The organism is Pseudomonas frederiksbergensis (assembly GCF_000802155.2).
GTDB classification, from domain to species: Bacteria; Pseudomonadota; Gammaproteobacteria; order Pseudomonadales; family Pseudomonadaceae; genus Aquipseudomonas; species Aquipseudomonas frederiksbergensis_A.
In genome coordinates, this window is sequence record NZ_JQGJ02000003.1 from 1 (window position 1) to 21,254 (window position 21,254).

At 58.9% G+C, this 21,254-nt stretch carries 22 protein-coding genes; 10 read left to right on the forward strand and 12 right to left on the reverse strand.

Features of this window, described 5'->3' with window-relative positions; genetic code table 11:
• Positions 1-118 precede the first annotated feature (118 nt).
• The gene (gene tyrS, locus JZ00_RS06015; RefSeq protein WP_039590840.1) at positions 119-1,318 is read right to left on the reverse strand and encodes a tyrosine--tRNA ligase; all 1,200 of its coding nucleotides are present in this window, start codon (positions 1,316-1,318) and stop codon (positions 119-121) included.
• Positions 1,319-1,530: 212 nt separating this feature from the next.
• Here tyrS and JZ00_RS06020 point away from each other — a divergent pair, with 212 nt between their 5' ends.
• Positions 1,531-2,949 carry a peptidoglycan DD-metalloendopeptidase family protein gene (locus JZ00_RS06020; protein ID WP_039590838.1) on the forward strand — a complete coding sequence of 473 codons (1,419 nt, stop codon included), beginning with the start codon at positions 1,531-1,533 and terminating at the stop codon, positions 2,947-2,949.
• Between the two features lie 2 nt (positions 2,950-2,951).
• Positions 2,952-4,043 (forward strand): anhydro-N-acetylmuramic acid kinase, encoded by a 1,092-nt coding sequence (locus JZ00_RS06025; protein WP_039590837.1) that lies wholly within the window; start codon positions 2,952-2,954, stop codon positions 4,041-4,043.
• Between the two features lie 68 nt (positions 4,044-4,111).
• Here the strand turns inward: JZ00_RS06025 and erpA are convergent, their stop codons facing one another.
• Both erpA and argC read right to left on the reverse strand, forming a co-directional pair.
• On the reverse strand, positions 4,112-4,462 hold the full coding sequence (gene erpA / locus JZ00_RS06030; RefSeq protein ID WP_039590836.1) for an iron-sulfur cluster insertion protein ErpA: 351 nt from the start codon (positions 4,460-4,462) through the stop codon (positions 4,112-4,114).
• A 149-nt stretch (positions 4,463-4,611) separates the two neighbouring features.
• Positions 4,612-5,646 (reverse strand): N-acetyl-gamma-glutamyl-phosphate reductase, encoded by a 1,035-nt coding sequence (gene argC, locus JZ00_RS06035; RefSeq protein ID WP_039590835.1) that lies wholly within the window; start codon positions 5,644-5,646, stop codon positions 4,612-4,614.
• Between the two features lie 134 nt (positions 5,647-5,780).
• Between argC and hemJ the strand changes: the two genes are divergently transcribed.
• The 6 genes from hemJ to coq7 all read left to right on the forward strand — a co-directional run bounded on the left by hemJ (position 5,781) and on the right by coq7 (position 10,213).
• Entirely contained in the window at positions 5,781-6,212 is a 432-nt protein-coding gene (hemJ, locus tag JZ00_RS06040; RefSeq protein ID WP_039590834.1) for a protoporphyrinogen oxidase HemJ, read from the forward strand.
• A 33-nt stretch (positions 6,213-6,245) separates the two neighbouring features.
• A complete protein-coding gene (locus JZ00_RS06045; RefSeq protein ID WP_039590833.1) occupies positions 6,246-7,214 on the forward strand; it encodes an NAD(P)H-dependent flavin oxidoreductase in 969 nt (322 codons plus the stop codon).
• Positions 7,215-7,256: 42 nt separating this feature from the next.
• A complete protein-coding gene (locus JZ00_RS06050) occupies positions 7,257-8,219 on the forward strand; it encodes a DUF805 domain-containing protein (RefSeq protein ID WP_039590831.1) in 963 nt (320 codons plus the stop codon).
• Between the two features lie 62 nt (positions 8,220-8,281).
• A complete protein-coding gene (locus tag JZ00_RS06055; protein WP_039590829.1) occupies positions 8,282-9,103 on the forward strand; it encodes an SDR family NAD(P)-dependent oxidoreductase in 822 nt (273 codons plus the stop codon).
• A gap of 49 nt (positions 9,104-9,152) precedes the next feature.
• Positions 9,153-9,491 carry a histidine triad nucleotide-binding protein gene (locus JZ00_RS06060; RefSeq protein ID WP_039590827.1) on the forward strand — a complete coding sequence of 113 codons (339 nt, stop codon included), beginning with the start codon at positions 9,153-9,155 and terminating at the stop codon, positions 9,489-9,491.
• A gap of 74 nt (positions 9,492-9,565) precedes the next feature.
• Complete coding sequence (coq7, locus tag JZ00_RS06065; protein WP_039590824.1) at positions 9,566-10,213, forward strand: 2-polyprenyl-3-methyl-6-methoxy-1,4-benzoquinone monooxygenase; 648 nt, start codon at positions 9,566-9,568, stop codon at positions 10,211-10,213.
• Positions 10,214-10,285: 72 nt separating this feature from the next.
• On the opposite strand, the gene speD is transcribed toward coq7, so the two are convergent.
• The gene (gene speD / locus JZ00_RS06070; protein WP_039590886.1) at positions 10,286-11,080 is read right to left on the reverse strand and encodes an adenosylmethionine decarboxylase; all 795 of its coding nucleotides are present in this window, start codon (positions 11,078-11,080) and stop codon (positions 10,286-10,288) included.
• A 238-nt stretch (positions 11,081-11,318) separates the two neighbouring features.
• Positions 11,319-11,741, reverse strand: a complete 423-nt coding sequence (locus tag JZ00_RS06075; RefSeq protein WP_039590822.1) for an OsmC family protein — start codon at positions 11,739-11,741, stop codon at positions 11,319-11,321.
• 234 nt (positions 11,742-11,975) lie between these two features.
• On the opposite strand from JZ00_RS06075, the gene crp reads away from it, so the two are divergent.
• Entirely contained in the window at positions 11,976-12,620 is a 645-nt protein-coding gene (gene crp, locus JZ00_RS06080; RefSeq protein WP_039590820.1) for a cAMP-activated global transcriptional regulator CRP, read from the forward strand.
• Here the strand turns inward: crp and JZ00_RS06085 are convergent.
• Genes JZ00_RS06085 through JZ00_RS06100 form a run of 4 tightly spaced genes read right to left on the reverse strand, consistent with a single transcriptional unit; the run spans position 12,617 to position 15,797 of the window.
• A complete protein-coding gene (locus JZ00_RS06085; protein WP_039590819.1) occupies positions 12,617-13,309 on the reverse strand; it encodes a lipoate--protein ligase family protein in 693 nt (230 codons plus the stop codon). The genes crp and JZ00_RS06085 overlap by 4 nt on opposite strands.
• A gap of 2 nt (positions 13,310-13,311) precedes the next feature.
• The gene (gene trpC, locus JZ00_RS06090; protein WP_039590817.1) at positions 13,312-14,148 is read right to left on the reverse strand and encodes an indole-3-glycerol phosphate synthase TrpC; all 837 of its coding nucleotides are present in this window, start codon (positions 14,146-14,148) and stop codon (positions 13,312-13,314) included.
• Entirely contained in the window at positions 14,145-15,194 is a 1,050-nt protein-coding gene (gene trpD, locus JZ00_RS06095; RefSeq protein WP_039590815.1) for an anthranilate phosphoribosyltransferase, read from the reverse strand. Before trpD ends, trpC begins: the two co-directional genes overlap by 4 nt.
• Before the next feature lie 9 nt (positions 15,195-15,203).
• Positions 15,204-15,797 carry an aminodeoxychorismate/anthranilate synthase component II gene (locus JZ00_RS06100; protein WP_039590813.1) on the reverse strand — a complete coding sequence of 198 codons (594 nt, stop codon included), beginning with the start codon at positions 15,795-15,797 and terminating at the stop codon, positions 15,204-15,206.
• Positions 15,798-16,206: 409 nt separating this feature from the next.
• Between JZ00_RS06100 and estP the strand changes: the two genes are divergently transcribed.
• The gene (gene estP / locus JZ00_RS06105; RefSeq protein WP_039590812.1) at positions 16,207-18,114 is read left to right on the forward strand and encodes an esterase EstP; all 1,908 of its coding nucleotides are present in this window, start codon (positions 16,207-16,209) and stop codon (positions 18,112-18,114) included.
• Positions 18,115-18,179: 65 nt separating this feature from the next.
• On the opposite strand, the gene trpE is transcribed toward estP, so the two are convergent.
• The 3 genes from trpE to rpe form a co-directional block, all read right to left on the reverse strand.
• Complete coding sequence (trpE, locus tag JZ00_RS06110) at positions 18,180-19,661, reverse strand: anthranilate synthase component I (protein ID WP_039590810.1); 1,482 nt, start codon at positions 19,659-19,661, stop codon at positions 18,180-18,182.
• Between the two features lie 70 nt (positions 19,662-19,731).
• Positions 19,732-20,550, reverse strand: a complete 819-nt coding sequence (locus JZ00_RS06115) for a phosphoglycolate phosphatase (protein ID WP_039590808.1) — start codon at positions 20,548-20,550, stop codon at positions 19,732-19,734.
• Entirely contained in the window at positions 20,547-21,221 is a 675-nt protein-coding gene (rpe, locus tag JZ00_RS06120; RefSeq protein ID WP_039590807.1) for a ribulose-phosphate 3-epimerase, read from the reverse strand. Before rpe ends, JZ00_RS06115 begins: the two co-directional genes overlap by 4 nt.
• Positions 21,222-21,254: the final 33 nt, after the last annotated feature.

Below are 21,254 nucleotides of genomic sequence, written 5' to 3' on the forward strand. Positions count from 1 at the left end.
CCCGCTTTGCCGAAACCATCTAACTCATTGAAACTCAAGGAGTTTTACGCTTCGACTGCGCCGGAAGTGGGGCGAATTATAGACATCCAGAATTTGCCGTCAACCGTTATTTTCAGCTTTATTCGGATTTCAGCGTAATACGCGCAAACGCCTTCTTGCCAGCTTGGCAGACATGCGTAGAACCCAGCTTATATATATAGGTGCGATCCACTACCACCCCATCAATACGCACACCACCCGAGCCAAGGAGATCTCGCGCCATCGCGGCGTTCTTGACCAAGCCCGCCTTATTGAGGACAGCCGCGATCGGCATATCTTCCGCAGCAGTCAAGCCAATCTCAGGCAAGTCATCTGGCAGCTCGCCATCTTTCATACGATTACCCGCCGCACGATGAGCGCTGGCCGCAGCCTCTTCTCCGTGGAAACGAGCGACGATTTCCTCAGCCAGCTTGATCTTGATATCTCGCGGATTAGCCCCCGCCTCAACATCGGCACGGAACGCATTGATCTCATCCATGGACCGGAAGCTCAGCAGCTCGAAATAACGCCACATCAGCGCATCAGGAATGGAGACCAACTTGCTGTACATGACGCCCGGCGCTTCCTGGATGCCCACGTAATTGCCCAGGGACTTGGACATCTTCTTCACGCCATCCAGCCCTTCCAGCAAAGGCATGGTCAGGATGCATTGCGCCTCCTGGCCATAACCACGCTGCAGCTCACGCCCCATCAACAGGTTGAACTTCTGGTCGGTACCGCCGAGCTCGACGTCCGCCCGCAGTGCAACCGAGTCATAACCCTGAACAAGCGGGTACAGGAATTCGTGGATAGCGATTGGCTGATTGCTGGTATAGCGCTTATCGAAATCATCACGCTCGAGCATACGAGCGACAGTGTATTGAGACGTCAATCGGATGAAATCAGCCGGCCCCATCTGATCCATCCAGGTGGAATTGAAAGCCACTTCGGTCTTGGCCGGATCCAGGATCTTGAAAACCTGAGTCTTATAGGTCTCGGCATTATCAAGAACCTGCTCTCGGGTCAGCGGCGGACGCGTCGCGCTCTTGCCGCTTGGATCACCGATCATCCCGGTGAAGTCGCCTATAAGGAAGATGACCTGATGCCCTAGATCCTGGAACTGACGCAGCTTATTAATAAGCACGGTGTGACCCAGGTGCAGATCGGGCGCTGTCGGATCAAAACCGGCCTTGATGCGCAGCGGCTGCCCGCGCTTGAGCTTCTCGACCAGCTCGGACTCGACCAACAATTCTTCCGCACCACGCTTGATCAGCGCTAGCTGCTCTTCAACCGACTTCATAACAGACCCGTAAGGCTCAGATTCAAAGGGCCCCAACCATACAAGAACGCTCACCAAATACAAGGTTTGCGGGGTGCGCAGGCGCCAATCCACAGAACAGAAGGCTCGCGGGCTTGCTTCGCAGGGGTTTTGGTTATATTTTATACAGTTATTTCATCTTCATCATGTCATTCATCTTTTCCAATTCATTTTTTTAAAAGTCAAAATTACTTATGACCACAGAACCGTCTAAAGCGCCGCCGCTTTACCCGAAGACCCACCTGCTTGCCGCAAGCGGTATCGCAGCCCTCCTTAGCCTGGCGCTCCTGGTATTTCCCTCCAGCGATGTCGAAGCCAAAAAGACGACTCTGAGTCTTGAACTGGAAAGTCCTGCTGAACAACTGACACAAGAACAAGACGCCGCTGAAGCCGTTCAAGCCACAAACGAAGCGGCCGCCTCTCCATTTGCACAGATTGAGAACAGTCCGGAAGACACTGTCCAAGCCGCCGCCCAGGCAGAAGCACCTGCTGCAGCAGAAAAGAAAGGACCGAACCACCGCGAAGTGATTGTTGCCAAGGGCGACACACTTTCCACTCTGTTCGAAAAAGTTGGCCTGCCCTCGACCTCGGTCCATGAAGTCCTGGCCAGCGATAAACAAGCCAAGCAATTCACTCAATTGCAGCGCGGCCAGAAGCTTGAATTCGAGCTCAATCCCGAAGGCCAGCTGACCAATCTGCACACCAAGCTGAGCGACCTGGAAAGCATTACCCTGACCAAGAACGACAAGGGTTATGTGTTCAACCGTATCACCGCCAAGCCTACCGTTCGTTCCGCCTACGCTCACGGCGTCATCAACAGCTCACTGTCCCAGTCGGCCGCACGCGCCGGCCTTTCCCATAGCTTGACCATGGACATGGCCAGCGTATTCGGCTACGACATCGACTTCGCCCAGGACATACGCCAGGGTGACGAGTTCGACGTGATCTATGAGCAGAAAGTAGTGAATGGGAAGAGCGTCGGCAACGGTCCGATCCTTTCCGCGCGCTTCACCAACCGCGGCAAGACATACACCGCCGTGCGCTACACCAACAAGCAAGGCAATAGCAGCTACTACACCGCCGACGGTAATAGCATGCGCAAGGCATTCATCCGCACACCGGTTGATTTCGCCCGCATCAGCTCGAAGTTCTCCGCCGGTCGCAAGCACCCGATCCTGAACAAGATTCGCGCCCATAAAGGTGTCGACTACGCCGCCCCCCGTGGTACGCCAATCAAGGCCGCCGGCGACGGCAAAGTGTTGTTGGCCGGACGTCGGGGCGGTTATGGCAACACTGTGATCATCCAGCACGGCAATACCTATCGTACGCTGTACGGTCACATGCAGGGCTTCGCCAAAGGCGTGAAGACGGGCGGTTCCGTCAAGCAAGGCCAGGTTATCGGGTACATCGGGACAACCGGCCTTTCCACTGGACCGCACCTGCACTATGAATTCCAGGTCAACGGCGTCCACGTCGACCCGCTTGGCCAGAAACTGCCGATGGCCGATCCGATCGCCAAGGGCGAGCGCGCGCGCTTCCTGGCTCAGAGCCAACCCTTGATGGCCCGTATGGATCAAGAGAAAGCCACGATGCTGGCCTCGAGCAAGCGCTGAGCATGGAGCTCTACATCGGTGTGATGTCCGGGACCAGCCTTGATGGCCTGGATATCGCACTGGTCAACCTGACCCCGGCGATCAAGTTGATCGCCACCCACTACATCCCCATGCCCGCCGCCCTGCGCACCGAACTGCTTGAACTGTGCAGCAGCGGGCCCGATGAGATTGCCCGCTCCGCCATTGCCCAGCAAAGTTGGGTCAAACTGGCTGCACAGGGCATCCATGCCCTGCTCAACGAGCAGCAACTCAAGCCTGCAGACATCACGGCGATTGGCAGCCACGGCCAGACCATTCGCCATGAACCAGCCCGCGGATTTACCGTGCAGATCGGCAATCCAGCGCTATTGAGCGAATTGACCGGCATCACCGTCGTAAGCGACTTCCGCAGCCGTGACGTCGCCGCTGGCGGACAAGGCGCCCCACTGGTCCCGGCGTTTCACGAGGCGCTGTTCGAAGAGCGGGTCGGTAATCGCGCCGTTCTCAACGTAGGCGGCTTCAGCAATCTCAGCCTGATAGAGCCCGCGAAACCTGTAGCCGGTTTCGACTGCGGCCCAGGTAACGTACTGCTCGATGCCTGGATATATCAGCAACGAGGCGAACATTTTGATCGCGATGGCCAATGGGCTGCCACCGGGAAAGTCGAACCGATCCTACTCAACACGCTGCTCAGCGACCCCTTCTTCGCCACCAAGGGACCGAAAAGCACCGGGCGCGAAGTCTTCAACCTCCCTTGGCTGAGCCATCATTTGTCGAAGCTGAAACCCTTCGCTCCGGAAGATGTACAGGCAACGTTGCTCGAACTGACTGCGCTGACCATTGTTGAATCACTGCAGCATGCCCAATCGAACACTCGGGAATTGCTGGTCTGCGGGGGCGGCGCGCACAACCAGACGCTTATGAAGCGTCTGGCTGACTTGCTACCCAATGCCAACGTCAGCAGCACGGCAGCGTACGGTGTGGACCCGGACTGGGTTGAAGCGATGGCTTTTGCCTGGCTTGCCCATTGCTGCCTTGAACGCATCCCAGGCAATCGTCCAAGCGTCACGGGTGCCCGGGGCCCGCGCGTGCTCGGCGCCATCTACCCGGCCTGAGAAATGATCATTGCAGGCAATAAAAAACCGCAGGGCCGTGAGGCACTGCGGTTTTTTTGCTGAAGCACTTAGATCGAAAACGAAGAACCACAACCACAAGTAGTAGTAGCGTTTGGATTCTTGATCACGAAACGCGACCCTTCCAAGCCTTCCTGGTAATCCACCTCGGCACCCGCCAGGTACTGGAAGCTCATCGGATCGACGACCAGGCTGACGCCTTCGCGCTCGACAATGGTGTCATCCTCAGCCACGTCCTCATCAAAAGTGAAGCCGTACTGGAAACCTGAACAACCGCCGCCCGTCACGAATACGCGCAGCTTCAAACGATCATTGCCCTCTTCATCGACCAGGCTCTTCACCTTGTGCGCAGCACCTTGGGTGAATTGCAAAGCCGTGGGGGTGAAGGTTTCGACGCTCATGCTGAATATCTCCCGGCGTTTACGCCGCCATAATGCGTGATGGCGGGCATTATCCGCTTCTCCTACAAAATTGGTCAACTATTTAGAAGAGCAGTGGCGAACTACAAGCTTCAAGCCTGGAGCCGCCAACGTAGCGCCTACGGCTGCCGTTACGGCAGCATCCCCGCGTGTGACAGCCCCAGGCGCTCATCCAGCCCGAACAGGATGTTCAAGTTCTGGACTGCCTGCCCGGACGCGCCCTTGACCAGGTTATCGATGACCGACAACACCACCACCAGATCCCCATCCTGCGGCCGATGCACGGCGATCCGGCAAACGTTCGCACCACGCACGCTGCGGGTCTCAGGGTGGCTGCCGGCGGGCATCACGTCGACGAACGGTTCGTTGGCGTAACGCTTTTCGAACAACGCTTGCAGGTCCACTGAACGGTCGACCACCGTTGCATAAAGAGTGGAATGGATGCCACGTATCATCGGGGTCAGGTGCGGCACAAAGGTCAGGCCGACATCCTTGCCCGCTGCCCGGCTCAATCCCTGGCGAATTTCAGGCAGGTGGCGGTGTCCCTTGACCGCGTAGGCCTTCATGCTTTCCGAGGTTTCGGAATACAGCGAACCGACACTGGCGCCACGCCCCGCACCGCTGACACCGGACTTGCAGTCGGCTATCAGCCGCGAAGCATCGGCAAGACCGGCCTCCAACAACGGAAGGAATCCCAACTGCGTCGCAGTCGGGTAGCAACCCGGAACCGCAATCAAGCGCGCCTGCCTGATTTTTTCCCGATTGACTTCGGGCAAGCCATAGACCGCTTCATCAAGCAGCTCTGGTGCTCCGTGAGGCTGGCCGTACCACTTGGCCCATTCCTGGGCATCCTGCAGGCGGAAGTCTGCCGACAGGTCGATGACCTTGGTCCCGGCGGCCAGCAATTCACCGGCCAGGCCGTGAGCAACACCGTGGGGCGTGGCGAAAAACACCACGTCGCACGCGCCTAGGGTCTTGATGTCCGGGACGCTGAATGCCAGGCCGTCGTAATGACCCCGCAGGTTCGGATACATGTCGGCGACGGCCAAGCCGGCCTCGGATCGGGAAGTGATGACCACCACCTCAGCCTGCGGATGCTGCGCCAGCAGACGCAGCAGTTCGACACCGGTGTAACCCGTGCCGCCGACGATACCGACCTTGACCATAAACCTGCCCTCACCGAACCCACTGGAAAGCCGTCGATGATAGGGGCCGCAGGGCGCCGCGACAACCGTCAAGGTGACGTGTGGCCGCTCTAACCTCTACTATCGGGCTACCGTGAATCTGGGAATAACTAAAAATGCTCTATCTATGGCTCAAAGCACTTCACATTGTCAGCATGGTCTGCTGGTTCGCCGGCCTGTTCTACCTGCCTCGCCTGTTCGTCTATCACGCCCAAAGCGAGGACAGCGTCAGCAAAGAACGCTTCAGTGTCATGGAGCGCAAGTTGTATCGCGGCATCATGGGGCCGGCGATGATTGCCACCTTGGTGTTCGGCATCTGGCTGCTAAGCCTCAACGCCAGTGCCTATTTCACTCAAGGAGGCTGGATGCACGCCAAGCTGACCCTGGTTGTGCTGCTGATCGGTTACCACCATATGTGCGGCGCCCAGGTGAAGCGCTTCGCCCGTGGCGAAAACACCCGCAGCCATGTCTTTTATCGCTGGTTCAACGAAGTGCCGGTTCTTATATTGCTGGCTATCGTAATTCTCGTCGTGGTCCGTCCGTTCTAATTCCAACCGCATACTGACCAGGGGTGCCATCCAATGTCGCTGCCCGCTTTGCTTGAACAACGTCTGCGACTGCCCGTCGCGGCCGCACCGATGTTTCTCATTTCCAACCCCCAGTTGGTGCTGGCCTGCTGTCGCAATGGTGTTATCGGCAGCTTCCCGGCGCTGAACCAACGCGAAAGCAGTGGCTTCAAGGCGTGGCTGGAAGAAATCGAAGCAGGCCTGGCCAAGCTGGAAAACCCGGCACCCTATGCGGTCAACCTGATCGTCCATAACAGTAATCCGCGACTTGAGGCCGACTTGGCGATCTGCATCGAACATAAGGTGCCGATCGTCATCACCAGCCTGGGCGCGGTTAAAGAACTGGTCGACGCAGTCCACGGCTATGGCGGGCTGGTATTCCACGACGTGACCACCCGCCGCCATGCCGAAAAAGCCGCCGAGGCAGGCGTCGATGGCCTGATCGCCGTTGCAGCAGGCGCCGGTGGACACGCCGGCACTTGGAGCCCGTTCGCACTGCTCGCGGAAATCCGGCAGTTCTTTGATAAAACCCTGCTGCTCGCAGGATGTTTGAACCATGGCCATCAGATATTGGCGGCTCAACTGCTCGGCGCGGATTTGGCCTACTTAGGAACGCGCTTTATCGGCACGATCGAAAGTCACGCGCCCGACGCTTATAAAGAGATGTTGCTCACATCCAGAGCTGCCGACATCGTGCATACTCCTGCTGTGTCCGGAGTGCCCGCCAGCTTCATGCGCCAGAGCCTGGAAAGTGCCGGCTTCGACCTTTCCGCCCTGCACGGCAAGGGCACGGCGAACTCCGGCTCAAAACTCAAACCGCTGAATGATGAAGCCAAGGCCTGGAAAACCGTATGGTCCGCAGGTCAAGGCGTGGGTGAGATCCATGATTTGCCAAGTGTCGATCAGTTGATCGCACGCCTGGATGAAGAATACCGCCACGCGCAAGCACGGGCGGCACAGCTTGGCGGCCAATGGCCCCGCTGAAACCAACCAAAAAAACCAATTTGAAAGACAAGGATGCCAGGCATGAGCGAAAACCGTTTCAACATCGTATTCGACGGGGCTTTGCTGCCTGGCGTCGATACGACGACCGCCAAGCTCAATCTCGCCGAACTGTTCAAAAGCGATGTCAGCGCGATAGAGCGCCTGTTCAGTGGCCGCAAAGTGTCCCTGAAAAACAACCTGTCCCAGAATGAAGCGCAGCAGTATCTCGAAGCGCTCCATAAAACCGGGATCGATGCACGGATCGAAACCGAACCGTCCCTCCAGTTGAATCTTGGCGAAGTGCAGGAATCGCCCCAGCCGAGTGCACGGCATCCTGAGTCGATCATCGACCCTGCCTCTCCCTACGCGCCTCCACGAGCACAAGTAGGCGAGGCATTTGCCGAATATGGCACGCTAAAGCCCTTCAGCTTCGAAGGACGTATCGGGCGCCTCCGCTACCTGGCCTGGACCATGGTTCTGACCCTGGCCATGCTTCCCCTTGTCGGCCTGGGCTTCTGGCTCGCCACGACCTGGCTGCTCGCTTCCGATTCGATCGCGGGGCTGATTGTCGGCGGCCTGGTCGCCGCCGTCGTCGTGCTGGCGTTTGCCTTTGTGAGCATCCAGTTCAACGTCCAGCGCCTGCATGACCTCGGCTGGTCAGGGTGGTTGTGGCTGATCAACCTCGTTCCATTCGTGGGCAGCATCTTCCCGTTCATCCTCATCATCGCTCCGGGCAATACCGGCGCAAACCAGTACGGCCCGCCTCCTCCGCGCAACACCACGGCGGTCAAGCTGCTGGCGTCGCTTTGGCTGGTGATGATCGTCTTGATTTTCATGGCCACGTTCGCCGGTATCTTCGGAGCCCTCCAGGAGGATTACGACAGCAGCGACGTGAGCAGCTATGAAAGCAGCGAATATAGCGACCAGAGCGCCGAAGAACCCGCGGCGGAGGCAGCCGAGCCCGCCTCGCCTTCTGTAGACTACCAAGAAGAAGAGGAACAATAAGCGTACTTCGCGCCGGTGACTGCCACGTCCAACGGCGCGAAGCCGTTGCGATGGAGAACTGCATGACCCGTTACGCTCTGATCACCGGCGCCTCCAGTGGTATCGGCCTGGCCATGGCCGAAGCTCTGGCTCGGCGCGGGCGCAACCTGTTACTGGTAGCTCGACAGCGCGATCGGCTGGAAAGCATTGCTATCGAACTGACCCAACGATTTGGCGTGGAAGTCCTGTTTCGGGCTTGCGACCTGAGCGAGCCCTTGCGGCTTTCAGGTTTTCTCCTGGAATTGGAGGACGGCGAGCGACAGATAGACCTGCTGGTCAATTGCGCCGGCATCGGCACCTGCGGTCCGTTCCTGGGCCAGGACTGGATGACCGAACAAGACCTGATCGAAGTGAATATCCTTGCCCTGACCCGCCTCTGTCATGCAGTAGGCAACAGCATGGCGCTGCACGGAGGCGGCCAGATTCTCAACGTCGCCTCTATCGCCGCGTTCCAGCCCGGCCCCTGGATGAGCACTTATCACGCCAGCAAGGCCTATGTGTTGCACTTCTCCGAAGCCCTTCGGATAGAGCTCAGGAAATGCGCAATCAAGGTATCAGTTCTTTGCCCGGGTCCAAACCATGCAGTTTTTTTCGCCAAGGCCCAGGCGGACGAGCAGAAACTGCGTAGTAACAAAAAGTCGATGAGCCCTGAAGAAATTGCGCTGTATGCCGTCCGCGCATTGGACCGGGACCGCGCCATCATCATCCCTGGGCGTCGCAATCGCTTGATCGCCATGCTGCCACGACTCGCGCCGCGCTGGCTGGTTCGAACCCTGGCCGGCATATTCAATAAAACCTGCTACTCACGGTGCCCCCCCTCCGACCTGAAAACCCGGGCTCGCTGACCGAGCCGGCGGTACACTCGAACTCAACCAATCCAATGGAGATACAGCTGTGGATACTCTGTTCACCAAGATCATCAGCCGGGAAATCCCGGCCAGGATCCTCTACGAGGATGACCAGGTCCTGGCCTTCCATGACATTGCTCCGCAGGCTCCGGTGCACTTCCTGGTCATCCCGAAAAAGCCGATCCGCACCCTCAACGACCTGACCGAGGAAGACAAGGGACTGGCCGGACACATCCTGTTCACCGCCCAGCGCCTGGCGCTAGAACTTGGCTGCGAGGAAGGCTTTCGCGTGGTGATGAACTGCAATGAACTTGGCGGGCAAACTGTCTATCACATTCATATGCATGTGCTGGGACAGCGCCAGATGAACTGGCCGCCGGGTTGATACCCTGACCCAACGCAAATCCTCAGCGGCCGATTGAGTTAAACTGGCCGCCGTGATTTTTTCCGGAGGTACGCATGACTACCCAACGTCACTACTCGCCCATTGACCGTTTGCTGCTGCAAGCCGATACCGCGATGCGCACGCTGCTACCCTTCAGTGGCCAGCCGTACCGCCCATCACCGGCAATCGTGCAGCCGGACGTGCAGATGAGCGACGAAGAGACTCGCCATGTCGCTGGGCTGATGCGCATCAACCACACCGGTGAAGTTTGCGCCCAGGCCCTTTATCAAGGGCAGGCGCTGACGGCAAAACTGCCGCAGGTCCGCGAGGCGATGGAACAGGCCGCCGAAGAAGAAATCGATCACCTGGTCTGGTGTGAGCAACGCATCCGCCAACTGGGCAGCCATACCAGCGTGCTGAATCCGTTGTTCTATGGGATGTCCTTCGGGATCGGCGCGGTCGCCGGCTTGATCAGCGATAAAGTCAGCCTCGGTTTCGTAGCGGCAACCGAGCATCAAGTGTGCAAGCATTTGAATGAACACCTGCAGCAATTGCCGGCCGAGGATGACAAATCCAGGGCGATACTCGAACAGATGCGCGAGGACGAGGAGCACCACGCGGAAAGCGCGCTCGATGCAGGCGGCTTCCGCTTCCCCGCGCCCGTCAAGTTCGGCATGAGTCTGTTGGCGAAGGTGATGACCAAGAGCACCTATCGGATCTGATAACGGAACCAGCCTCCAGAACCAAAAAAGGCGACTGTCCCCAAGGGCAGTCGCCTTTTTTTTGCCGAATCCTTAGCGCGGCATGTTGCGCGCGTAGAAGATTTCCAGCATTTCGTGCTTCACACGCTCTTCCACCTGGCCACGCTGCTCGATAGACAGGTTGCTGGTGGCGTCACCGAACAGGTAGTTATCCAGTTCGAAGTCCTTGAGGAGCATTTTCGTGTGGAACAGGTTTTCCTGGTACACGTTCACGTCGGTCATCTGGTACGCGTCGCGAGTGTCCTCGGACAGATAGTTCTGAATCGAGTTGATCTCATGATCGATGAAGTGCTTGTGGCCTTCCACGTCCCGGGTAAACCCACGCACGCGATAATCCACGGTCACAATATCGGAATCGAACTGGTGAATCAGGAAGTTGAGTGCCTTGAGCGGTGAAATGACGCCACAGGTCGACACATCGATGTCCACTCGGAACGTCGCGATACCGTCCACCGGATGGATTTCCGGATAGGTATGTACCGTGATGTGGCTCTTGTCGAGGTGTGCCAGGATAATTTCAGGCAACGGACCCGGCGACTCTTCGATCTGGCTGTCGGTCGGTGTTACCGGCTCTTCCGAGATCAGAATGGTCACGCTGGCGCCCTGGGGTTCATAGTCCTGACTGGCGATGTTCAGGATGTTGGCACCAATGATATCGACAACTTCAGTGAGGATCTGCGTGAGGCGCTTGGCGTTGTACTCTTTATTGATGTACTCGACGTAGGCCTGCTGGTCTTGCGGGGTTTCCGCATAGCAGATGTCATAGATGTTGAAGCTCAAGGTCTTTGTCAGGTTATTGAACCCATGGAGCTTGAGTTTGCTTTTCACCGTTTGAAAACTCTCTGTGTATTGCGGCCCGGCCGCGTGATCAAGCATGCCCGTCAGATGCGAACGACGCACCTGCGTAGGACGGTTAACACCTCTTCGCGATGGCGATTTTGGTTGTCTGTCCAGGCAAATGACCGACCACTGGCCGATCACCGCCCTGAAAAAAGTGGCGCATTATGCAGACGTCAGCTTCTGATCGCCAGAGCTTGCACCGCTTTTGTGATGGTTGGATGTCGATTCAACCCAATTCGATGATTTCATAATCGTGAGTGATTTCAACACCTGCTGCGCCGAGCATGATCGAAGCTGAGCAGTACTTCTCCGCCGACAACTCAATGGCGCGCTTGACCTGGGCTTCCTTCAGCCCCCGGCCCTTAACCACGAAATGCATGTGGATCTTGGTAAATACCTTCGGGTCTTCGGTCGCACGCTCCGCTTCAAGGAAAGCCTCACAACTCTCGACCGCCTGGCGTGATTTCTTGAGGATGCTGACCACGTCGAAGTTACTGCAGCCACCCACACCCAGCAGCAGCATTTCCATCGGCCGGACACCCAGGTTACGACCTCCAGCTTCTGGCGGGCCGTCCATGACGACCACATGACCGCTGCCCGATTCACCGAGGAACATGGCTTCGCCAGCCCATTGGATGCGTGCCTTCATCGCCAAGACTCCACTGTCAAAAAAAGGGGGCGCCAGCTTAGCACACCACCCTGCAGTGGCAGCTGTCGCCTTGGGACAGCGGGGCGGATACCGCCAAGTAAATTCTCGAATCAATTTTGGACGCCTCTGTTAAGCTGGCGCCCAATCACTGGCGTATTGCCAGCTTTTAGCGAAAGCTATTCGCATCCACAAAAAATCAAACCAACACACCGCGCAGTTTTCCGGGACACAACCATGGTTGCCATTACTCCCACGTCCAAGATCAAGAACCTCGACAAACTCTTGATGCATTGCCAGCGTCGCCGCTACCCCGCCAAGCAAAACATCATCTGCGCGGGCGATCGTTCCGACACGCTGTTTTTTATCATCAAGGGTTCGGTCACTATCCTGATCGAAGATGATGACGGACGAGAGATGATCATTGCCTACCTCAACTCCGGGGATTTTTTTGGCGAGCTGGGGTTGTTTGAGCAGGCGGGGAGAGAGCAGGAACGCAGTGCCTGGGTGCGAGCCAAAATCGAATGCGATGTTGCTGAAATCAGCTACAGCAAATTCAGGGAGCTGTCGCAGCAGGACCCGGATATCCTTTACGTCCTCAGCGGACAAATCGCACAGCGCCTGCGCAACACCACTCGCAAAGTCGGCGACCTCGCCTTCTTTGATGTCACCGGCCGCGTCGCTCGCTGCTTATTGGAATTGTGCAAGCAGCCCGACGCGATGACCCATCCGGATGGCATGCAAATCAAAGTGACCCGCCAGGAAATCGGCCGAATCGTGGGCTGTTCGCGGGAAATGGTCGGTCGTGTGCTCAAGGATCTGGAAGAACGCAACCTGGTCAGCGTCAAAGGCAAGACCATGGTGGTATTCGGAACCCGCTAAAGGCGGTCGAGCAGGTCCTGGTATAGCGTTTCAAGCCGTTCCAGCGCATGAGGTGCCGGGTACTTTTCATGGAGGGCGATGTGGCTCTCGGCGCGCACGCGCTGATCCAGGCCACACGCCTCGTTGAAACGATTGACCGCCGCGACCATGCCCTCGCGTTCGTCCTCCAGCAACAGCGCGCCATGCACCAGCCCTACCGGGCGTTGCCCGCCTTTGCTCTGTCGCCAGCGCTGCGCGGTGCCGACCATCTTCCGACCGTCGAGATTGACGTTGAAACGCCCATCACAAAATGCGCCCTCCACTTCACCCAGCGAAGCGACCCCGCCCAACTCATCGAGCAACTGGCAGATGGGATCACACAACCGACGATAGGCGGTTTCGATCCGACCGTGATCGCCTTCGCTTCGCGGTGGTGCGTAGACCAGGGCGATATTGACGGTAGCGCCTGACTGAGGCACCGGCTCGCCACCCGTTTCGCGCAGGAGCACCGGCCACCCGTTGGCCGCCGAAACCTCACAGGCCAGTTCGAAGCCCGGCAAGCGGCTCAAGCGCCGCGGCATGACCAACGCACGGTCGCTGGGTTGCCAGAACAGCAAGCCGAACTCAGCGTCGCCGGCGCAAATGCTGGCCAGCAGATCCTGTTCGGCTTGCAGGCCGTTTTCGACAGTGAAGGCAATGGCTGGAGGCATCATCAGTCCAGCGTCGAACCGCTCACCGGAACGCCGCGCTCGGGGAAAAACAACCGCTGCAACTCCATGCCAGGGTTTTCGGCCCGCATGAACGCTTCGCCTACCAGGAACGAATAGACATCGCTGACTTCCATCAACTCGACATCGGCCCGGTTAAGGATACCGCTCTCCGTGATGACCAGACGATCACGCGGGATGCGTGGCAGCAGGTCCAAGGTAGTTTCCAGGCTGACTTCAAAGGTATGCAGATTGCGATTGTTCACGCCTACCAGCTTGGTATCCAGGGTCTTGAGGGCCCGCTCCAACTCGTCGCCGTCATGGACTTCCACCAATACGTCCAGGCCGACGTCCTTGGCGACCGCAGCCAACTCGGCCATTTTCACGTCGTCCAGCGCCGAGACGATCAACAGCACGCAATCGGCGCCCAACGCCCGCGCCTCGACGATCTGGTAGGGATCGATCATGAAGTCCTTGCGGATCACCGGCAGCTTGCATGCAGCTCGAGCCTGCTTGAGGTAATCGTCGGCACCCTGGAAAAAATCGACATCGGTCAGCACCGAAAGGCAGGTGGCGCCGCCTTTTTCGTAGCTCTTGGCAATGTCGGCCGGAACGAAGTTCTCCCGGATCACGCCCTTGCTGGGAGAGGCCTTTTTTATCTCGGCAATCACCGCCGGCTGCTTTCTTTTCGCCTGGTCGATCAGTGCCTGGGCAAAGCCGCGAGGCGCATCTGCCGAACGCGCGAGGGTTTCCAACTCGGCCAGACTGACCCGGGCAATGCGCTCGGCGACCTCCTGCCTTTTGCGAGCCAGAATGTTTTCCAGAACTGTTGGCACGCTCATCCTTCATTCTCCACTTTGAATACGGCGGTAAACGCGCCCAATTCTTCCAGTTTTTCCCTGGCCAGGCCGGTGTGCAACGCATCATGGGCGAGCTCGACACCTTGCTTGAGGCTGCTGGCGTGATCGGCGGCATACAACGCGGCACCCGCATTGAGCATGATCATTTCCGCAGCTTTCTGGCCATTCTCGGTTTTACGACGCCCCAAGGCGTCGCGAATCAACTCCAGCGACTGGGCCGGCCCATCCACCGCCAGGCCATGCAGGCTCTGGCTCTTCATGCCCAGGTCTTCAGGTTCGACCCAATATTCGGTGATCTGATCATTTTTCAGCTCAGCCACGAAGGTCGGCGCCGCCAGGCTGAATTCATCCAGGCCATCCTTCGAATGGACCACCAGCACGTGCTTGCTGCCCAGGCGCTGCAGGACCTCGGCCAAAGGGCGGCACAACGCCTGGCTGAATACGCCGACGACCTGATGCTTCACACCGGCCGGATTCGTAAGCGGGCCGAGCATGTTGAACAGCGTGCGCAAACCCAGTTCGCGACGGGGCGCAGCAGCATGTTTCATGGCGCTATGGTGGGTCTGGGCGAACATGAAGCCGATGCCGACGTTATCGATACAGCGAGCCACCTGGACCGGTGTCAGGTTCAGGTAGATACCGGCAGCCTCCAGCAGGTCGGCGCTGCCGCTCTTGCCCGAGACCGCTCGATTGCCATGCTTGGCGACGGTGCAACCAGCTGCAGCAACGACAAACGACGCGGCGGTGGAAACGTTGAAGATATTGGCGCCATCACCGCCGGTACCCACCACGTCCACCACGCCGTCCAGCGTCTTGAGTTCGACCTTGTCCGCCAGCTCTCGCATGGTCGTGACCGCACCGACGATTTCGTCGATGCTCTCGCTCTTCATGCGCATGGCCATCATGAACGCGCCGATCTGCGCGTCTGTGCACTGGCCAGTCATGATCTCGCGCATCACGTCGCGCATCTCGTCGGTACTCAGGTCGAGCTGGCCGACGATACGGTTCAGGGCTGTCTTGATGTCCATGAAAAGTCCTTAGCGCGTGCCGCCGGTTTGTTTGAGGAAGTTGGCGAACAGCTCGTGGCCCTGTTCAGTGAGGATAGACTCGGGGTGAAATTGCACACCTTCGATATTTAACGTCTTGTGTCGCAGGCCCATGATTTCATCCACCGAGCCGTCTTCGAGCTGGGTCCAGGCGGTCAATTCCAGGCATTCCGGCAATGTCTCACGCTTGACGATCAAAGAATGGTAGCGAGTGACGGTAAGCGGATGGTTCAGGCCCTCGAAAACACCCTTGTCTTCGTGGAAGACCGGACTGGTCTTGCCATGCATGACTTGTCGGGCGCGCACGACGTCGCCACCAAACGCCTGGCCGATGGACTGGTGGCCCAGGCAGACGCCGAGTATCGGCAACTTGCCGGCAAAATACTTGATAGCCTCGATGGAGACGCCCGCTTCGGTCGGCGTGCATGGGCCAGGCGAGACCACGATGCGCTCAGGCTTGAGGGCCTCGATTTCGGCGATGGTCAGCTCGTCGTTGCGCACTACCTTGACCTCGGAGCCCAGCTCGCCAAGGTATTGCACAACGTTGTAGGTAAAGGAGTCGTAGTTATCGATCATCAGCAACATGGCGTAAACAACCTATTGAATACACTGACTTGGAATACAGCCTTCGAAGAGTGACCCGCACGGTGCTGCGCTGGGCATCACAGCGATGCGCCTGCAAAGCGGTTTTCAAGCGGGTAAAGAAGGCAAATCGGTACAAGTCCGGCGTAGCCGGCATGGAACGTTCAGGCGCGCCAACGCCAGCGGGCGTGAGCCTTGATCAATTGATTCAGAAATTTGCTGACAATCGACACGGGGAAAGTCTCGTTCATACGTTCCGGCACAGTAACTTAGCTGGGCGGAGCACGCAATAAGACGGGCCCGCAGGGCCTCTAAACAATCACGATGCCAGCCGACGGGTGGCAGAGCGCGGGAGGCATTTGGTACTGTCGTTTCGTTTCTCTATAAAAACAAGATTGAAAAGGACCTTCTCATGATCAAACAGACGTTGTTCGTACCGCTTGCCGGTTGCCTGCTGGCGATAGCATGTGCCCAGGCAGGCGCCGCTCCGAACCCTTATTCCAAGTTCATTGTGTTCGGGGACAGCCTCAACGACGCCGGCCAATTCACCGATGCCGGAGGCCCACCCGGCTCGACCGAGCGCTATACCAACCGAACCGGCCCGATCTACACGGACGGCAGCGGCGAGGCCTACTCGGCCAACTCCACCCAATTACTCGGCGGGCGCCTGGGCTACTCCGACGATGAGACCGCCGCCTCCACTTCGGCTGTGCGCGCCGGTCAGGGGCTGGCAGATGGCAATAACTGGGCGGTGGGTGGTTATCGCACCGACCAGATCCTCGAATCGATTACCGGCATTTCCGACACCGGTGAGCGTAGCCGCCCCGGTTATCTGCAATCCAATGGCCTGCGTGCCGATCCGGATGCGCTGTACTACATATCCGGCGGTGGTAACGATTTCCTTCAAGGCCTGGTGCTGACTCCCGCACAAGCGAACGCCGCCGCGGACCGCCTGGCCGACAGCGTCCAAGTTCTGCAAACCGCCGGTGCCCGCTATGTAATGGTCTGGTTGTTACCCGACCTGGGGCTGACACCAGCCCTCAATGGCACGCCACTGCAAGGCGCTGTCTCGCAGCTGGGCAACCAGTTCAACCAACAACTGATCACGCGACTGCAGGGCATCGACGCTGAAATCATTCCGTTGAACGTACCGTTGTTGCTAAAGGAAAGCTTCGCTGATCCGGCACGATTCGGCCTCGCCGCCGGAGAAAATCTTACCGCCACATGCTTCAGCGGCAACGGCTGCACGGAAAACCCCACCTATGGCATCAACAGCGCCACGCCCGATCCCAGCAAACTGATCTATAACGACGCGGTCCACCCCACCGAGGCCGGGCAGAAGCTGATTGCCGGCTACGCCTATTCCCTATTGGCGGCGCCGTGGGAACTGACATTGATGCCGGAAATGGCCCATTCGACCTTACGCGCCCATCAGGATGAACTGCGCAGCCAATGGCAATCGGACTGGGAGGACTGGCAGGCGGTCGGCCAATGGCGCGCCATCGTCGCAGGCGGCGGCCAGCACATGGACCTGGACAGCCAGGACAGCGGCGCCAGTGCCGACGGCAGCGGCTACAGCCTCAACGTCGGCGGCAGCTATCGCCTCAACGAGGCCTGGCGTGTGGGTGTAGCTGCCGGGCTGTACCGCCAGGATATGGACGCAGGCGCTAACGATTCGACGTACAAGCTCAACAGCTACCTGGCGACGGCTTTCGCCCAGTTCCAGCAGAACCGCTGGTGGGCCGACGCTGCGCTGACCGGCGGCAAGCTCGACTACGACAACCTGGAGCGCAAGTTCGACCTGGGTGTCAACGAAGCCCAGGAAAAAGGCGACACCGACGGTCATCTGTGGGCATTCAGCTCGCGGGTGGGCTACGACATTGCCCAGCCGGGCAGCGAATGGCATCTCTCGCCGTTCGTCAGCGCCGACTACGCGAAGGTTGAGGTAGATGGCTATTCGGAAAAGAGCAACCGCTCCACGGCCCTGACCTTCGATGACCAGACCCGCGACTCGAAACGCCTGGGCATCGGCTTGCAGGGCAAATACAACATCACCCGGCAGACCCAGGTGTTTGGCGAATATGCCCACGAACGCGAATACGAAGACGACACGCAAAAGGTCAACATCGCCCTCAACAGCTTGCCAGCCAACGACTTCACGCTTGAAGGCTACACGCCACAGAGCCACTTGAATCGCCTGAGCCTGGGCGTCAGTCACAAGTTGACCAACGACCTGGCGCTGCGGGGCGGTTATACGTTGCGCAAGGATGATGACCTGACCCAGCAAGGCGTGAGCCTGGGGGTCAGCCTGGACTTCTAGTCGTGTAAACCCTGTGGGAGCGAGCTGCTCGCTCCCACATTGATCAGATCAAGCTGCGACAGGATTCAGTCGCTGGAGGTCTGCTCGGCCAACGCCACGGCGCGGAACATCGCCCGGCGCTTGTTCAGGGTTTCTTCCCATTCCAACGCGGGCACCGAGTCGGCGACGATGCCGCCGCCGGCCTGCACGTGCAGCTCGCCGTCCTTGATGACCGCAGTGCGAATGGCAATCGCGGTGTCCATGTTGCCGTTCCAGGCAAAGTAACCCACGGCCCCGCCGTACACACCCCGCTTGACCGGCTCCAGTTCGTCGATGATTTCCATCGCGCGGATCTTCGGCGCGCCCGACAAGGTGCCCGCCGGCAGGATCGCCCGCAAAGCGTCCATTGCCGTCAGCCCGGCCTTCAACTGGCCGGTGACGTTGGACACGATATGCATCACGTTTGAATAGCGCTCGATGACCATTTTCTCGGTGAGCTTCACCGACCCCACTTCCGAGACCCGCCCAGTGTCATTGCGGCCCAGGTCGATCAACATCAAGTGTTCGGCGATTTCCTTGTCGTCCGACAGCAGGTCCTCTTCCAGCGACCGGTCAGCCTCCTCCGTGGCGCCACGGGGACGAGTGCCGGCGATCGGTCGGACGGTGATCAGGTTGTCTTCGACGCGCACCAGCACTTCCGGCGAACTGCCCACGACATGGAAGTCGCCGAAATTGAAGAAGTACATGTAGGGCGTCGGGTTGAAACAGCGCAGCGCCCGGTAGAGATCGATGGGCGCGGCCTTGAAGTCGATGGACATCCGTTGCGACGGCACGACCTGCATGCAATCGCCGGCGAGGATGTATTCCTTGATCGTATCGACGGCCCGTTCGTAATCGTCCTGGGTGAAGCTGGAACGGAACACCGGGTCGGCGGCCGACTGCTTGTGGAAGTCCAGGCCTGGGCGCGGCGTGATTGGCTGGCGAAGCTTTTCCAGCAGCGCCTGCAGGCTTTCCTGCCCCTGCTCGTAGGCGTCTTCCCGGGACGGGTCGGCGAGGATAATCGCGTGCATCTTGCCGGCGAGGTTATCGAAGACCACGACCGCGTCGGAGACCATCAGCAAAATGTCCGGCACCCCAAGCGGATCGGGGTTCGGACAGGTGCCGAGACGTTTTTCCACATAGCGCACGCAGTCATAGCCGAAATACCCCACCAGGCCACCGTTGAAACGCGGCAGCCCGGGGATGGTCGGCACGTTGTAGCGGGCCTTGAAGGATTCGACGAACGCCAGCGGATCCTCCACTTCTAAGCTTTCGATCTCGACGCCGTCCTGGGTCACGCTGACGCGATGGTCATGCACCCGCAGCACCGTACGGCACGGCAAGCCAATCATGGAATAACGGCCCCACTTCTCACCGCCCTGCACCGATTCAAGCAGATAGGAGTTCGGCTGGTCGGCCAGCTTGAGATAGATCGACAGCGGCGTGTCGAAGTCGGCCAGGGTTTCGCAGGCAAGCGGGATGCGGTTGTAGCCGGCAGCGGCTAGACGCAGAAATTCTTCGCGGATCATGGTGTGCCTCGTGGCAAGAGGAGCTGACAGTCAGGTATGCAAACGCGCCGGATAACCGGCCAAGATCACGTCAGGCGCGCCAACGCCAGCGGGCCAGGGCCTTCATGACTTTCATCCAGAGTTTGCGAGTGACCACCACGATGGCGTTTCCAGAAGAGGATTGAACAGCGTCGGGCAACGTTATCTCAGCGGCCGGGTCCAGGCAACCGGGAATTAACAGGCGCAAATCATCGATCACCAGCGTCGGAAACTCTTCGGCGATGGGCCGGCCGTGGTTGTAGCCGTAACTCAGGGCAACGCACTTGACCCCTGCCGCCTTGGCCGCCAGCACATCGCTGCGCGAGTCGCCGACAAACAAGGATTGGGAGGCCGGGATGTTGGCCATTTTCATGACGAAGAACAGCGCGGCCGGGTCGGGCTTTTTCTGTGGCAAGGTATCGCCGCCGATGATCCAGCGGAAATAGCGGCCGATCTTCATCTGGTCCAGCAGCGGCGCGACGAAGCGTTCCGGCTTGTTGGTGATTAGGGCCATCTCCACGCCTTGCTTTTTCAGCCACTTGAGGGTGGAACGCACGCCGGGATAGACCACCGTCAGCTGGTGATTGTCTTCATAGGCTTCATTGAACAACGCCAGCGCCTGCTCGGCCTCGGCGTCATCGACGCCTTGGGCATCGATGTCGTTGGCCAGGGCCCGGCGCACCAGCATGGGCGCGCCGTTGCCGACCCAGTGGCGCACCGCATCGATGCCGGCGGGCGGGCGTCCGAGCTTGAGCAGCATCGTGTCCACGGCCGCCGCGAGATCCGGAACCGAATCGACCAGTGTGCCATCAAGGTCGAACATCACCAGACGCGGCAAGCTGCCGGGGAACAGCTGCTCGAAGCCGCTCATGGACGGGCCAGGGCCAGTTCAGAACGCATCTTTTCAATCACTTCTGCATAGTTCGGCGCATTGAAGATCGCAGAACCGGCGACAAAGGTGTCGGCGCCGGCCGCGGCGATTTCACGAATATTGTTCACATTCACGCCACCGTCGATTTCCAGGCGGATGTCGCGGCCCGAGGCATCGATCAGCGCACGGGCTTCGCGCAGCTTGTCGAGGGTGCCCGGGATGAACTTCTGCCCGCCGAAGCCAGGGTTGACGCTCATCAGCAGGACCATGTCGACCTTGTCCATCACGTACTTGAGCACGTCCAGGGGCGTGGCCGGGTTGAATACCAGGCCGGCCTTGCAACCGCCTTCGCGGATCAACTGCAGGGAACGGTCGACATGCAGCGTAGCTTCCGGGTGGAAGGTGATGTAGGTCGCGCCAGCCTCGATGAAATCGCCAACGATGCGATCCACCGGGCTGACCATCAGGTGCGCATCGATCGGCGCGGTGATGCCGTATTTGCGCAGCGCCGCGCAGACCATCGGGCCGATGGTCAGGTTGGGCACGTAGTGGTTGTCCATGACATCGAAGTGCACGATGTCGGCCCCGGCGGCCAGAACGTTGTCCACTTCCTCGCCCAGGCGGGCGAAGTCGGCGGAGAGAATCGACGGAGCAATAGCGAAGGGCTGCATCACGCACCTGTTTTGAGCGAAATCACGATGGCG

Coding starts and splice junctions, on each gene's coding strand:
- tyrS (WP_039590840.1), bottom strand. CDS start 1,318: ATGAAGTCGGTTGAAGAGCAGCTAGCGCTGATCAAGCGTGGTGCGGAA.
- JZ00_RS06020 (WP_039590838.1), top strand. CDS start 1,531: ATGACCACAGAACCGTCTAAAGCGCCGCCGCTTTACCCGAAGACCCAC.
- JZ00_RS06025 (WP_039590837.1), top strand. CDS start 2,952: ATGGAGCTCTACATCGGTGTGATGTCCGGGACCAGCCTTGATGGCCTG.
- erpA (WP_039590836.1), bottom strand. CDS start 4,462: ATGAGCGTCGAAACCTTCACCCCCACGGCTTTGCAATTCACCCAAGGT.
- argC (WP_039590835.1), bottom strand. CDS start 5,646: ATGGTCAAGGTCGGTATCGTCGGCGGCACGGGTTACACCGGTGTCGAA.
- hemJ (WP_039590834.1), top strand. CDS start 5,781: ATGCTCTATCTATGGCTCAAAGCACTTCACATTGTCAGCATGGTCTGC.
- JZ00_RS06045 (WP_039590833.1), top strand. CDS start 6,246: ATGTCGCTGCCCGCTTTGCTTGAACAACGTCTGCGACTGCCCGTCGCG.
- JZ00_RS06050 (WP_039590831.1), top strand. CDS start 7,257: ATGAGCGAAAACCGTTTCAACATCGTATTCGACGGGGCTTTGCTGCCT.
- JZ00_RS06055 (WP_039590829.1), top strand. CDS start 8,282: ATGACCCGTTACGCTCTGATCACCGGCGCCTCCAGTGGTATCGGCCTG.
- coq7 (WP_039590824.1), top strand. CDS start 9,566: ATGACTACCCAACGTCACTACTCGCCCATTGACCGTTTGCTGCTGCAA.
- JZ00_RS06075 (WP_039590822.1), bottom strand. CDS start 11,741: ATGAAGGCACGCATCCAATGGGCTGGCGAAGCCATGTTCCTCGGTGAA.
- crp (WP_039590820.1), top strand. CDS start 11,976: ATGGTTGCCATTACTCCCACGTCCAAGATCAAGAACCTCGACAAACTC.
- JZ00_RS06085 (WP_039590819.1), bottom strand. CDS start 13,309: ATGCCTCCAGCCATTGCCTTCACTGTCGAAAACGGCCTGCAAGCCGAA.
- trpC (WP_039590817.1), bottom strand. CDS start 14,148: ATGAGCGTGCCAACAGTTCTGGAAAACATTCTGGCTCGCAAAAGGCAG.
- trpD (WP_039590815.1), bottom strand. CDS start 15,194: ATGGACATCAAGACAGCCCTGAACCGTATCGTCGGCCAGCTCGACCTG.
- JZ00_RS06100 (WP_039590813.1), bottom strand. CDS start 15,797: ATGTTGCTGATGATCGATAACTACGACTCCTTTACCTACAACGTTGTG.
- estP (WP_039590812.1), top strand. CDS start 16,207: ATGATCAAACAGACGTTGTTCGTACCGCTTGCCGGTTGCCTGCTGGCG.
- trpE (WP_039590810.1), bottom strand. CDS start 19,661: ATGATCCGCGAAGAATTTCTGCGTCTAGCCGCTGCCGGCTACAACCGC.
- JZ00_RS06115 (WP_039590808.1), bottom strand. CDS start 20,550: ATGAGCGGCTTCGAGCAGCTGTTCCCCGGCAGCTTGCCGCGTCTGGTG.
- rpe (WP_039590807.1), bottom strand. CDS start 21,221: ATGCAGCCCTTCGCTATTGCTCCGTCGATTCTCTCCGCCGACTTCGCC.